The following is a 12,944-nucleotide window of genomic DNA, read 5'->3' as shown; positions in this document are numbered from 1 at the left end:
CGCTCCGATCACCAGTTCGACAAAGCGCGATCGAGCGTCTCAGCCAGTTGCTCGGCGTTGTCCCTGGCAAACGGCAGTGGCGGCCTGATCTTCAGCACATTGCCGTGCGGACCGCAGGACGAGATCAGCACGCCGTCCTCGCGCATGGCTTCGACGACCGCCGATGTCTTGGTGGCGGCCAGCGCCTCGTCACCGTCCGCCGTCAGCTCGACACCGAAATAAAGGCCGTTGTGCCTGATATCGGCGACCGCGCTATGCCGGCTCTGCAGGGCGCGCAGCAGCTCAGCCGTATAGGCGCCGACATTGCGCGCATTCTCGATCAGTCCTTCGCCTTCGATCACCTCCAGAACGGCGAGGCCGACGGCGGCAGCGACCGGATTGCCGCCGAAAGTATTGAAATAACCGGTGTTCGAGCCGAAGGAGGCGACAAGCTGCGGCCGCACAAGCACGGCGCCCATCGGATGCCCGTCGCCGATCGGCTTGCCCATCGTGACGATGTCGGGCTCGACGCCGTAATTCGCGAAGCCCCACATGCCCTGGCCGAGCCGGCCGAAGCCAGACTGGACCTCATCGGCAATGACGATGCCGCCGGCCTTTTTTACATGGTCGGCCGCCTCGCGCATCACCGCCGCATCCGGAAAGAAGATGCCATCGCTGGAAAAGGCCGAGTCGAGAAGCAATGCGGCCGGCCGGATATTCTTTGCGCGCATATCTTCGATGGCGGCAGCGACATTTCTGGCGAAATCATGTGCGGCCCGGCCATGGTCGCGGAACGTGTCCGGCGCTGTCACGGTGCGGTGCTGCGCGGGCACGCCCTTTGCCCCGACCGCCGCCGGCGACAGCTGCGCCGTCGCGATGGTGGCGCCGTGATAGGCAAAGTCGGTGATGATCACCCCGGTGCCGCCGCTGGAATGCTGGGCGATGCGGATGGCGAGGTCGTTGGCCTCGCTGCCGGTGCAGGTGAACATGGCATGGCCGAGGTGGGCCGGCACGGTGCCGAGAAGTTTCTCCGCGTAGTCGAGGATGATCTCGCTGAGATAGCGTGTGTGGGTGTTGAGCGTGGCGGCCTGCGCCGACAGCGCCTCGACGACACGCGGATGGCAGTGTCCGACCGAGGCGACGTTGTTGTAGGCGTCGAGGAATCTGCGACCCTGGGCATCGTAGAGCCACACACCGCTGCCACGCACCAGATGGATCGGGTTGCGGTAGAAGGCGCGATAAGTCGGCCCGAGCAGCCTGGCGCGGCGCTCGAGCAGCGCGCGCTCCGATGCTGCCGCGTCGGCATTTGAAGGATATGGCGAGGACTGGGACACGAGCATTTACTCCGGATTGGAATTGTCGAGAAAATAGCGGCGGGCATCGGTGGATGACAGACCATCCAGCTTTTCAAGCGAGGCCCAGACCTCGGTGGCGAGGCGCAGCACATAGTCGCGCTTGGCCGGGAAGCGCTCGGCCTGCCAACTGGCGATATTGACGATGAGCGCAAGGCGGGCACGGATCAGATTGAAGAGAATGCTGATCTCTTCCTCCTCGAGCGGCTGCACGGACTGATAGCCGGCGACGAAGCGCGCGGCCGGCGCCAGCGGATGGCCTTCCGCCGGCCAGCGATAGACGGCGCCGATGGCGAGGTCGCAGATCAGCGGCGAATGGATCATGTCGCCGAAATCGAGGATGCCGCTGACGATCTCCGGCCGCGACGCGTCCATCACCACATTGTAGGAGTTCATGTCGTTGTGGACGATCTGCGCGCGCAGGGTCGGGATGACCGGCGCCGCATGCTGCTCGAAGGAGTCGATCGCGCGCTCGACCATCGCCCGCCGGCCAACGTCACTGATATGCGCCATCATCGGCCGCGTCTTGGCGACCTTACGGATATCCCAGAGCAGGTCGCTGCCGGCGGCCGGGTGGAAGAAACCGCGCAGCGCCCGGCCAAGGCGGGCCAGGAAGACGCCGAGATTGCGATCCTGCGCATCGGAAGTCGGCGAGCGCGACAGCAGCTGACCGGGCAGATAAGTCACCAGCCGGATGATGCGCGGCGCCGATCCACCAACACTGGCCGCAAATTGCGGCTCGCCTTCAAGGCTTTTGCGCACCGAGGGAACCGGCAAGGTGGGGTCGACTGCAAGGATGTGGTCGAGCGCCTTGTTCTGGAAATCGGTGAAGCCGGCCTCTTCCGCCGGATGGGAGATCTTTAGAACGAACTCACGCTCGCCGTCGGCCTGGATATGGAAATTGTGGTCGCGTTCGCCAGGCAGCGGACGCGCGGTGCCGGTCAGCCCATAGTGCCGGCGCAGGATGGCGAGCGCGTCGACCGTCGACACGTCAGGCGCGTCCTCGGCGAGTGTTTCGCCGAATGCATCGGGGACAGCCGAATTCATGGCTTAGCCTCGATAGGTTCGAGCCCGCACCAGTCGGCGATGAACAGCGCGATGGTCTGGGTGACCTTGCGCACCGAGTCGAGATCGACGGCCTCGTCATAGCCATGCGGCATGCGGCAGATCGGGCCATAGACGATCGCCGGCGTGTCGGCATAGAGGCCGAAGAAGCGTGCATCCGTCGTCGCCGAGGTGACGTGTTCCGTCAGCGGCTCGCCCCAGACGGCGGTATGGCTGCGGCGCAGCACGGATTCCATCTCGTCGGCACCCTCCAGCACATAGCCTTCGGCCATGAAGCCGTTGTAGGTGAGGCTCGGCGGACGATTGGCCAGGAACGGATCGGCACGCGCCGCTTCGGCGATACAGGCCTCGAGCTCGGCTCTCGCGTCTTCGAGCCTCTGGCCGGGATAGGTGGCGACGCGCATCTCGAAGACACATCGCGCCGGAACGCTCGATGTCCATTCGCCCCCTTCGATCTTGCCGAGATTGAAGCGGATCGGGTGCGGGTGATCATGGAAATGCTTGTCGTCGACCTTGCGCGCATTCCACACGATTTCGAGCTGCTTCAGCGCCTGGATGATGACGAAGGCCTTTTCGATGGCATTGGCGCCGGCCGAGAATGCACCCGACGCGTGCTGCGGATCGCCGTCGACCTCGACCCGGAACCAGATCGGCCCGACCTGTGCCCGCATCAGCTTCGGCTCCAGCGGTTCGGGAATGAAGGCGGCGTCGGCGCGGTAGCCGCGCTGCAGGCAGGCAAGCGCACCATTGCCGGTGCACTCTTCCTCGACCACCGACTGCAGGTAAACGTTCGCGGCCGGCTGATAGCCAAGGCTGCGCAAGGCGGTCAGCGCATAGAGACAGGCGGACAGGCCGGCCTTCATGTCGCCGGCGCCGCGGCCATGCATCCAGCCGTCCTCGATCACCGGGTCGTAGGGATCGCGCACCCAGCGGTCGAGCGGTCCGGTCGGAACGACATCGATATGGCCGTTGAGGATCAGCGAGCGGCCGGTCGCGTTTCGCGGCGTATGCGTGGCAACGACATTGAAGGCGTCGTCATAAGAAACTGCCACGGGTGAAAAACCCGGCAGGTCGCGAATCGCATCGACATCGACGCGCCACATGTCGACGGCATAGCCGTCGGCCTCAAAGGCAGCCGCCATGAACGATTGTGCGGCATGTTCCTCGCCACGCTGTGAAGGAAAACGCACGAGCTCTTGCAGAAACGCTAGCTGCCGCGCGAAGCCGTCATCGACCGCGCTCAGAATGGCCTCGTCCGCAATCCGCTCAGGCATCATATTTCACTTTCTTCTGAATGGTGTATCATATCTCATATGCCATTCCTGTGAAATGCAAGAGGCATACGCGCCAAACTTTCAGTCCAGGGTTTGCCGTTCGATGCTGCCATGGTCTTGGGGAGTTGGCATCGGATGCAGCAAGCCGATACTGCTATCTCTGGAAGACATGACGGGGAATGCGTTGATCACCGAAGACACGATGCCGGCCGAAATCACCGATCTCGCCGTTGGCTACCATCGCCTGCCGGCGGGCAAGCTTGCCAATGCGGTGACGTGGATGGAGGCGCGCTCGCCGCAGCCCGATCTCGCGCACCCCTTGGCCATGACACGGATCACGACGCCCGACTGCGCTTCCTATCGGGCGATCTTCCTCGAGATCGGCACGCCCTGGCTTTGGGACCGTGTTTCCGAAATGTCCGATGCCGAAATCACCGAGCATTTCGCCGACCCGCGCCAGCATCTCTACTACGGCCATGACGAGACCGGCGCCCATCTCGGTATGGTCGAATTCTTCGTCGCTGACAGCAGCGAGATCGAGATCATCTATTTTGGCCTGTTCCCGTCCCTGACCGGCAGGGGTTTCGGCAAACGGCTGATGGCCGGGGCACTGGACCTCGCATGGTGTCTCAACCCGAGCCGCATCTGGCTGCATACAAGCAGCTTCGATCATCACAGTGTCATCGGGTTCTACAGTGCCTGCGGGTTCGTGCCGTTCGCGACCGGATTTGAGATCGTCGACGATCCCCGGATCAAGGGAACCTTGCCGCGCGATGCCGCACCGCAGATTCCGCTGATCGAAACGGAGTGGAGCAATGGCAAGGGAGCCGCGCTTTCCCCGGAAAAGCGACAAGTTGCGCGGACCTAGATGAGAACAGCCCCGCAATCCGTCAGCCAAGCGTCGCCGCACCATCGCCGATGGGTTCGCCGCGAGACCATCCTGTCGACGCTGGAGCGCCATATCGACACGCGCATCGTGCTGTTCGCCGCGCCCGCCGGCTTTGGTAAATCGACGACGATGGCGCAATGGGCCGCGGAAGTCGCGCGCCACGGTCGGCTGACCGCTTGGCTGTCCTGCGAGGCAACCGACAATGACGAGGGCGCCTTCCTGTCGCATCTGGTGGGCGCGCTGCGCCAACTGGTCCAGAGTCCGGCGGAACTCGATCTTGCCTTCCAGTCGAGCCCGATCCCCCAGCTCGATGTCGTGCTCTCGGCACTTGTGGCGGGTCTGGCGGCGCGCCAGGCCGACATCACCCTGTTCTTCGACGATTACCACGCCGTCGAGGCGCCGGCGGTGAAGCGGTTCATGGAGCGCCTGACCCGGCAGGCGCCGGCAAACGTCGCCTTCGTCATCGGCTCGCGCAGCCTGCCCGACCTGCAGCTCGGCAAGCTCCGGGTGCTTGGCGACGTCTTCGAAATCGGCCCGGACGATCTGCGCTTCGCCTCGTCAGAAGCGGAAGCCTTCTTCAATGAGAAGCTGGGCCTGAGCGTCAGCAGCGGCACGGTGGAAACCCTGTGCTCGCGCACCGAAGGATGGGCCGCCGGCCTGCAACTGGCCTCGCTGTCGCTGAGTGCCGCACATGCACCCGAAACCGTCATCGGCAACTTCACCGGCGCCAACCGAAACGTCGCCGACTTCCTGATGGGCGAAGTGTTCCTGGAACTGCCGCCGGCAATCGCAAAATTCCTGCTCTACAGTTCGATCTTCGAACGCTTCGGAGCCGAGGCCTGCCGAGCGGTGATGCGGGCGGCCGATGCCGAGGCGGCGATTACCGAGATCGAGACGCGCAACCTGTTCCTGGTGCCGCTCGACGAAGAACGGCGCTGGTTCCGCTACCATCATCTGTTCCGCGATTTCCTCAGCCGCGAAATGGAGCGGCGCGAACCGGAGATGATCGCGCCGCTGCATCTGGCGGCCGCCGAATGGTTCGGCGAGCGCAAGATGCTGACAGAGGCGATCGGGCACGCGTTGGCCGCCGGCGACCAGGCCCGCGCGGCGGTGTTCGTCGAGAACAATGCGCTCGACCTCATCGCCCAGTGCCAGCTCCTCTATGTGCGTCAGTTGCTTGCGCTGCTGCCGAGGACGCTGATTGACCAGCGCATCCGGCTGCAACTCGTCGTGCTGTGGCTGTCGGTGCACAGCAGCCAACCCGAGATTGCGCAGCAGACGCTTAGCAACGCGCGCAAGCTGGTCGAGGCCGGACCGGCCGACGGCAGTGACCCGGGCACCATGACCGGCACGACGATAAAGGCCGAGCTCGTGGTCCTCGCCGCTGCCGTGCACAGCACGCTGGAGCAGTTCGATCAGGCGCGCGACACAGCCCTTGCGGCCCTGCGCGTCATCGCGCCCGATGCCTGGTTCATGGAGGGCGCGACCGCCAACGTCATAGGCTACAACCTCTATGCGCTGGGCGACCTCGAAGGTGCCCGCGCCGCCATCGACGCGGCACGACGGGCGCACGCGCGAAGCGGCAGCCTGCTCGGCGTCACCATCGCCAATTGCTACATGGCCGTGATCGAGCGTTCGGCGGGCCGCCTGCCCGCCGCAGAGCGGCTGCTGCGCAACGCCATCATCGAGGCCAGGGCGCGGATCGGTGCAAACTCCTATGCCGAAGCCCTAGCCGGAACGCTGCTTGCCGAACTCGCCTACGAGACCAATGCGTCGGGCGAGGCGTTGACGCTGGTCGAGAATCTCGGACCGCAGATCGAAGGCGCTGCGGTGATCGTCTATCCCTTGGCCAGCGTGCCGACCTATGCCCGCGTGCTGCAGCTGACCGGCCGCACCGAAGCGGCACTGGATATGCTTGAGCGCATCTATCAACGTGTGCGCGGCACCGTCTATCGCCGCCTGGCATCGATGATCGTGCATGACCGCATACGTGTGCTGCTCGACCAGAACCGCAATGTCGAGGCGCGCGCGCTGCTGACCGAGCATCGCGGCGAAGGGACCGAGGCTTCGATGGCCATCACCACAGCCAACGAGTTCGAGTTCTTCGCCGAAGGCCGCCTGCTGACGGCCGAGAAATCCTATGCCGCGGCCGCCCGAATTTTCGACGAATTGTTGGTGCGAACGAAAAGCAGCGGGCGCATGCGCCGCCATATCCTCGCGCTGATCCTGCGCGCCAAGGCAGTCAGCGCCACCCATGACCAACGCGTGGCGGACCGTTATCTTCTCGAAGCACTTCGTCTTGCCCAGCCGTCAGGCTTCATCCGTTCCTTCGTCGACGAGGGAAGGCCTGTTATCGACGGGTTGATGCGGCTGCGTGCGGCCCAGGCAAAGACCGATCCAGCACTGTCAGCCTATGCCACGCGCATCATCGACGCCGCGCAGACAATGCCTGTCGCGACTCGCAAGCTGGCCGCACCAGCCGCTGAGAAGGAACAGCTCACCCAGCGCGAGGCCGAACTGCTGCGCTATCTCACTGAGGGCATGTCCAATCGAGATATCGCCTTGGCGCTGTCGGTGAGCGAAACCACGGTGAAATGGCACCTGAAGAACATTTTCGGCAAGCTTGCGGTATCCAACCGGGTGCAGGCGGTGCGCGCCGCGCAAGGGTCAGCAGGCGCCCATCCCCCTCCGAAAGGAGGGGTATAGAATAACGGGCACAACCCCTCTTTCGGGTCGGGCCACATGATCGTCAGCCTGCTAGCGTCACCTGGTTTTCGGAGGACGCTGCGGATGGCGACAGGCTACGTTTTTCACGAACAGCTGATGTGGCACGACACCGGCCCCAGCGCCGACATGATGCCGCCCGGCCGTTTCGTGGAACCCGGCCGCCATCTGGAATCGCCCGGCTCGAAGCGTCGGCTGAACAACCTCATCCAGGTCAGTGGCCTGTCGCGTCATCTGGTGCCGATCATCCCAGAGCCAGTCTCGATCGAGGACCTGCTGCGCGTGCACACGCAACGCCATGTCGACGATATCCGCATGCTGAGCGAGCGCGGATCCGGCTTCGCCGGGCCGCAGGCGCCGATCGGCCTCAACAGTTTCGACATCGCGCTGCTGTCTGCCGGCACCACCTATGCCGCCATGCGCGCGGTGCTGACCGGCCGCGTCGACAATGCCTACGCGTTGGCGCGGCCGCCGGGGCACCATGCCGAACCCGACCAGGCGATGGGCAACTGCCTGTTCTCCAACATCGGCGTCTCCGTGCGCCGGCTGCAGCATGAAGGTCTGCTCGGGCGCGCGGCGATAGTCGACTGGGATGTGCATCACGGCAACGGCACCGAGACGGTGTTCTATTCCGACCCGTCGGTGCTGACCATTTCCGTGCATCAGGACAATCTCTACCCGACCGGGCGCGGTGCGCTGGCCGACAACGGGAAAGATGCCGGCAAAGGCTACAACATGAACATACCTCTGCCGGGGGGCAGCGGCACCGGCGCCTATGAAGCGGCTTTCGACCGCGTCATCGCACCTGCGCTGCGCGCCTACAGACCGGACCTCGTCATCGTCGCTTCCGGCTTCGATGCGTCAGGCTTTGATCCGCTCGGCCGCATGATGCTCAACAGCGAATGCTTCAGGCGGCTCGCCGCGCGCATGGTGGCGCTGGCCGCCGAGACCTCGCAAGGGCGTCTGATCATGACCCATGAGGGCGGCTACTCCGAAGGTTATGTGCCGTTCTGCGGCCATGCCGTCATCGAGACGCTGGCCAATCACCGTACCGAAGTGGTCGATCCGCTGTCGGACCATATCGACGAGTGGGCTGGGCAGGATCTGCAGCCACACCAGGCTGCTGCGCTCGATGCCGCAGAGGGGCTGCTCGCCGGCCTGCGCCAACGTCTCGCAAGCGCGGCCTGACGCGATGGATTTTCTCATCACCACGCTGCTCAACGCGCTGACGCTGATCAGCATCCTGATGCTGGTCGGGCTCGGGCTGGCGATCAGCTTCGGGCTGATGAACGTGACCAATTTGGCGCATGGCGAGTTCGTCACCGTCGGTGCTTTCGCGGTCTATTTCGTCCAGAGCATGGGCGGCTCGTTCTGGCTGGGCCTGGCCGCCGCGCCCATCGCCGGCGCGGTGGTCGGCTGTATCCTCGAATTCGCCATCATCCGCCATCTCTATTCCAGGCCTGTCTCGACCGTGCTCGCCACCTGGGGCGTCAGCCTGATCCTGCAGCAAGGGCTGGAACTGACCTTCGGCCTCGGCGCCAAGCCGGTGACGCCGCCGATCGAGGGCACGCTCGATCTCGTCTTCACCGTCTATCCGGCCTACCGGCTGATCCTGATCGGCATCGCCATGCTGACCTTGCTCGGCGTCATCCTGCTGATCAGCCGGACGCCCTTCGGCCTCGATATCCGAACCGTCATCCAGAACCGCGAGATGGCCGAGGGCGTCGGCATCAACACGCGGCGTACCTACGCCATTGCCTTCACCTTCGGCGCGGCCATCGCCGGGCTTGCCGGCGGACTGGTCGCGCCACTGGCGATCGTGCTGCCGCAGATGGGGGTGAACTATCTCGCCAACGCCTTCTTCGTCGTCATCGTCGGTGGCGTCGGCTCGATTGGCGGCCTTGTCGCCGGCAGCGTCTTCGTCGGCGGGCTGACCAGCATCCTCAATTATCAGATCTCGCCGTCGCTGGCGCAGGCGATCGTGCTGCTGGCTGCCATCGTCGCTGTCCGTCTGCGGCCCAACGGTCTGTTGAACGGAGCGTCGCGATGATCGCCCGTGATCGCAACTGGCTGCTGATCTTCGCCGCCTGCGTGGCGCTCGCGATCATCTATCCGTTCTTTGCCGGCGGCTATCAGCTGACGGTGATCCGCGACGCGCTCATCTTCGGCCTTTTCGCGGCGAGCCTCGACTTCTTCTGGGGCCGCACCGGAATCCTGTGTTTCGGCCACGCCGCCTTTTTCGGCATCGGCGGCTACATCATGGCGCTGGTCACACTCAATGATGCCATCCCCTTTGGAAGCTTACTCGGCATCATGGGTGCGGTGGCGGGTGCGGCCTTCGTCGCCGCCATCATCGGCTACTTCCTGTTCTTCGGCGGCATCCGTGGCAGCTATTTCACCATCGTCACGCTGGCCATGGGCGTCATCTGCCAGCAGGCCGCGGTCTCCTGGAGCTCGGTTACCGGCGGCGACAGCGGCCTGATCGGCATCCCGCCGATCGAGTTCGATCTTGGCGGGCTGCACGTCGATCTCAGCCAGGATCTGCCCAGCTACATCTTCGTCTCGGCCATCGTCGCCATGACGGTGCTGGCGCTCTGGTCGATCAGCCGTGGCCGCTGGGGCACGGTGCTGACCGCCATTCAAGACAATGAAATCCGGGCGGCCGCGCTCGGCCACAATGCGCCATTGCGGCTGCTTGTCACTTTCGTCCTGTCGGCGGCGATCGCCGGCCTTGCCGGCGCCCTCTATGTCTGTATGGCCGGGCTGGTGGCACCCGATCTGTCCGGGCTGCTTCTGTCGACGGAAGTCATCGTCTGGGTGGCGGTCGGCGGACGCGGCACGCTGCTTGGGCCAGTACTGGGCGCCATCTTCATTCAGCGCGCGCAGCAGACGATCAGCAGCTTCAACCCGAGCCTGTGGCCCCTTCTGCTCGGCTGTGTCTTCGTCATCATCGTCTTCGTCCTGCCGGATGGCATCCTGTCGATCTACGCGCGGCTGAAAGGCCTGTTCAAGGGCAGGAGGCGCGCGCAATGAGCGACATCCTGCTGCAGGCTGAAAATGTCGGTATCCGCTTTGGCGGACTGCAGGCGCTGGAGGCTCTGAACCTCACCGTACGAGACAAGGAGCTTTGCTGCATCATCGGGCCGAACGGCGCTGGCAAGAGCACTTTCCTCAACGTGCTGACCGGCACGCTGCGTCCGACCAGCGGCAGCGTGCGCTTCCTCGGCCATGACATCGCCGGATTGCCGCTGCATCGCATCGCCCGGCTCGGCATCGCCCGCAAATTCCAGATTCCCTCGGTCTTCCCGAACCTCTCGGTGGAGGACAATCTGAAGGTCGCGCGCTGGGGCGCGCCTTCGCCAGTGCGCCCGGTTGGTGAACTCTTGGAACTGGTCGCGCTCGGTAACCGTGCCGCCACGCTGGCCGGCGAGCTCGCGCATGGCCAGAAGCAATGGCTGGAGATCGGGATGGCGTTGGCCATAGAGCCGCGCCTGCTGTTGCTCGATGAACCCACTGCCGGCATGACGCCGCAGGAGACGCTGGCGACGGCGCAGATGCTGCTGCGCCTCAAGGGCGAGTTCTCGATCGTTGCCGTCGAGCACGACATCCGCTTCGTGCGGGCGCTGAACTGCGAGACGTTGGTGCTGCATCAGGGACGCCGGCTGCGCAGCGGTCCTTTCCATGACATCGAGTCCGACGAGATGGTCCGCGATGTTTATCTGGGGAGGCGCTGATCATGCTGCGAACAATGGCGGTGTCGGCCGGCTACGGTCTGCTCCCCGTGCTGAACGGCATCGACCTCAGCGTCGCGCCGGGCGAAGTCGTGGGCTTGCTCGGCCGTAACGGCGCAGGCAAGACGACGCTGCTGCGCGTCATCTCCGGCGGCTTGCGGGCAAGCGGCGGGGCGGTGGTTCTCGGAGACAAGGATCTCACCAACGCTCCGGCTTTCCGCCGCGCGCGCGCAGGCATCGCGCATGTGCCGCAGGGGCGCGGGATCTTCAACCAGCTGACGGTGCGGCAAAACCTGGAGGTCGGCACCCGCGCCGCCAAGGAGCGTGGCGATGGCGGCATTCCGGACGACATCTTCGGCTATTTTCCGATCCTGCGGGAGCGCGAAGCGCAGGTTGCCGGCACGCTTTCGGGCGGCCAGCAGCAAATGCTGGCGATCGGTCGCGCGCTATGCGGCCTGCCGTCGGTGCTGCTGCTCGACGAACCCTCGGAAGGCATCCAGCCGAACATCGTGCAGTCGATCGCCGAACTGGTGCCGCGCATCGCCCGCGAGCGCGGCATCGCGATCATTCTTGTCGAGCAGAATCTAGATCTCGTTCTCAAGGCATCGGACCGCTGCCTGGTGATGGAGAAGGGCAGGATCGTCCACGAAGGTGCGCCTGAGACCTTCGCCGACGAGACCCTGCTGAAGGATCTGTTGGCCCTATAGAGCGCGCCTGAAGCGCGCCTGGGAGCTTGTTGACTTGTAAGGCGTGCATGGGGCGCGCCTGGGACTGGAAGGGAACACAACAATGATAAGCAGAAGAACTGTCTTGAAATCCGGCGGCGCCGCGGCCGCCTTCGCCATCGTCGGCGCGCCGTCGATCCTGCGCGCCGCCGACACCGTCAAGGTCGGCCTGTCGATCCCGATCACCGGGCTGCAGGCGATCCTCGGCGAGACGCTGCTCAATTGCTACAAGCTCGCCGCTGCCGAGCTCAACGCCGCCAACGGCATTGGCGGACGCCAGGTCGAGCTCATCATCGAGGACAACCAGACCACGACCAAGGGCTCCATCGACAAGGCGCGCAAGCTCATCAACGAAGACAAGGTCGACGTGATCATGGGCACGATCATTTCGCCCGAGCGCAGCGCCACGCTGTCGGTCACCTCGAAGGCCAAGAAGCTGTTCTTCTACCCGACCAATTTCGAAGGCGGCGAATGCAACCGCTACTTCGTCGCCACCGGCCCGATCCCGATGCAGCAGGTCGACCCGATGATGCCGTGGGTGGCCGAGAACCTCGGCAAGACGATCTATGTCATGGCTTCGGACTATGCCTGGCCGCAGAAGATGACCGAGGCGATCACGGCGGCCTATGAGAAGGCCGGCGGCAAGATCATCGGCGCCGACTACTATCCGTTCGGCACCACCGATTTCGGCCCGGCCTTCCAGAAGATCAAGTCACTGAAGCCCGATGTCGTCTGGTCGATGGTGGTCGGCAACGACGCCGTCACCCAGCTCAAGCAGTATCGCAGCTTCGACATCAAGCAGCCGCTGATCGCCCCGCTCGACGAGGTCTTCAACAAGGACGCGCTGCCGCCCGGCGTGGCGGCCGGCACCTATGCACCGCAACCCTACTGGATGGCGCTGGACAACCCGGTCAACAAGAAGTTCATCTCGAGCTTCCGCGAGAAATTCGGTCAGGAGAAGATGGTCAACGGCATCGGCGAGGCCGGCTACAACGGCCTGCATCTCTATGCGCTGGCCGCCGAGAAGGCTGGATCGTTGAAGGACGATGATGTGCTGGCCGCGCTGCCGTCGATCGAGTTCGACGCACCGCAAGGCAAGATCCGTGTCGACGCCACCAACAACCACACGCTGTGCCATTCCTATGTAGGCAAGGCGGCGGCCGACGGCATCGGCTACGAGATCGCTAAGGACTTCGGCACCATCG

General features: G+C 64.4%; 11 protein-coding genes. 8 read left to right on the top strand and 3 right to left on the bottom strand.

What is annotated here, in order from left to right; genetic code table 11:
• Positions 1-8 precede the first annotated feature (8 nt).
• Genes EOB49_RS15180 through EOB49_RS15170 form a run of 3 tightly spaced genes read right to left on the bottom strand, consistent with a single transcriptional unit; the run spans position 9 to position 3,670 of the window.
• Entirely contained in the window at positions 9-1,319 is a 1,311-nt protein-coding gene (locus tag EOB49_RS15180) for an aspartate aminotransferase family protein (protein WP_164781685.1), read from the bottom strand.
• Positions 1,320-2,378: a phosphotransferase gene (locus tag EOB49_RS15175; RefSeq protein WP_127381434.1), complete on the bottom strand. Its 1,059-nt coding sequence runs from the start codon at positions 2,376-2,378 to the stop codon at positions 1,320-1,322.
• Positions 2,375-3,670, bottom strand: a complete 1,296-nt coding sequence (locus EOB49_RS15170; protein WP_164762537.1) for an ArgE/DapE family deacylase — start codon at positions 3,668-3,670, stop codon at positions 2,375-2,377. Before EOB49_RS15170 ends, EOB49_RS15175 begins: the two co-directional genes overlap by 4 nt.
• A gap of 169 nt (positions 3,671-3,839) precedes the next feature.
• Between EOB49_RS15170 and EOB49_RS15165 the strand changes: the two genes are divergently transcribed.
• The 8 genes from EOB49_RS15165 to EOB49_RS15130 all read left to right on the top strand — a co-directional run.
• Complete coding sequence (locus EOB49_RS15165; protein ID WP_127381433.1) at positions 3,840-4,538, top strand: GNAT family N-acetyltransferase; 699 nt, start codon at positions 3,840-3,842, stop codon at positions 4,536-4,538.
• The gene (locus tag EOB49_RS15160) at positions 4,539-7,265 is read left to right on the top strand and encodes a LuxR C-terminal-related transcriptional regulator (protein WP_127381432.1); all 2,727 of its coding nucleotides are present in this window, start codon (positions 4,539-4,541) and stop codon (positions 7,263-7,265) included.
• 84 nt (positions 7,266-7,349) lie between these two features.
• Complete coding sequence (locus EOB49_RS15155; protein WP_127381431.1) at positions 7,350-8,471, top strand: class II histone deacetylase; 1,122 nt, start codon at positions 7,350-7,352, stop codon at positions 8,469-8,471.
• 4 nt (positions 8,472-8,475) lie between these two features.
• Positions 8,476-9,333 carry a branched-chain amino acid ABC transporter permease gene (locus EOB49_RS15150; RefSeq protein ID WP_127381430.1) on the top strand — a complete coding sequence of 286 codons (858 nt, stop codon included), beginning with the start codon at positions 8,476-8,478 and terminating at the stop codon, positions 9,331-9,333.
• Entirely contained in the window at positions 9,330-10,316 is a 987-nt protein-coding gene (locus EOB49_RS15145) for a branched-chain amino acid ABC transporter permease (protein ID WP_127381429.1), read from the top strand. The genes EOB49_RS15150 and EOB49_RS15145 overlap by 4 nt, the downstream gene beginning before the upstream one ends.
• A complete protein-coding gene (locus tag EOB49_RS15140) occupies positions 10,313-11,017 on the top strand; it encodes an ATP-binding cassette domain-containing protein (protein ID WP_127320914.1) in 705 nt (234 codons plus the stop codon). The genes EOB49_RS15145 and EOB49_RS15140 overlap by 4 nt, the downstream gene beginning before the upstream one ends.
• Positions 11,018-11,019: 2 nt before the next feature.
• Positions 11,020-11,721: an ABC transporter ATP-binding protein gene (locus tag EOB49_RS15135; RefSeq protein WP_127381428.1), complete on the top strand. Its 702-nt coding sequence runs from the start codon at positions 11,020-11,022 to the stop codon at positions 11,719-11,721.
• Positions 11,722-11,803: 82 nt separating this feature from the next.
• The coding region (locus EOB49_RS15130) for a substrate-binding protein (protein WP_127381427.1) at positions 11,804-12,944 on the top strand (1,141 nt) is incomplete at its 3' end.

The sequence above is a fragment of the Mesorhizobium sp. M7A.F.Ca.MR.148.00.0.0 genome (assembly GCF_003997735.1).
Taxonomy (GTDB): domain Bacteria; phylum Pseudomonadota; class Alphaproteobacteria; order Rhizobiales; family Rhizobiaceae; genus Mesorhizobium.
Note: the sequence above shows the minus strand (reverse complement) of the source record. Positions and strands in the feature narration are given on the sequence as shown.

Bases quoted from the DNA above. Each gene is read 5' to 3' on its own strand.
- EOB49_RS15175 (WP_127381434.1), bottom strand. From the start codon at position 2,378: ATGAATTCGGCTGTCCCCGATGCATTCGGCGAAACACTCGCCGAGGAC.
- EOB49_RS15170 (WP_164762537.1), bottom strand. From the start codon at position 3,670: ATGCCTGAGCGGATTGCGGACGAGGCCATTCTGAGCGCGGTCGATGAC.
- EOB49_RS15165 (WP_127381433.1), top strand. From the start codon at position 3,840: ATGACGGGGAATGCGTTGATCACCGAAGACACGATGCCGGCCGAAATC.
- EOB49_RS15160 (WP_127381432.1), top strand. From the start codon at position 4,539: ATGAGAACAGCCCCGCAATCCGTCAGCCAAGCGTCGCCGCACCATCGC.
- EOB49_RS15155 (WP_127381431.1), top strand. From the start codon at position 7,350: ATGGCGACAGGCTACGTTTTTCACGAACAGCTGATGTGGCACGACACC.
- EOB49_RS15180 (WP_164781685.1), bottom strand. From the start codon at position 1,319: ATGCTCGTGTCCCAGTCCTCGCCATATCCTTCAAATGCCGACGCGGCA.
- EOB49_RS15140 (WP_127320914.1), top strand. From the start codon at position 10,313: ATGAGCGACATCCTGCTGCAGGCTGAAAATGTCGGTATCCGCTTTGGC.
- EOB49_RS15150 (WP_127381430.1), top strand. From the start codon at position 8,476: ATGGATTTTCTCATCACCACGCTGCTCAACGCGCTGACGCTGATCAGC.
- EOB49_RS15135 (WP_127381428.1), top strand. From the start codon at position 11,020: ATGCTGCGAACAATGGCGGTGTCGGCCGGCTACGGTCTGCTCCCCGTG.
- EOB49_RS15145 (WP_127381429.1), top strand. From the start codon at position 9,330: ATGATCGCCCGTGATCGCAACTGGCTGCTGATCTTCGCCGCCTGCGTG.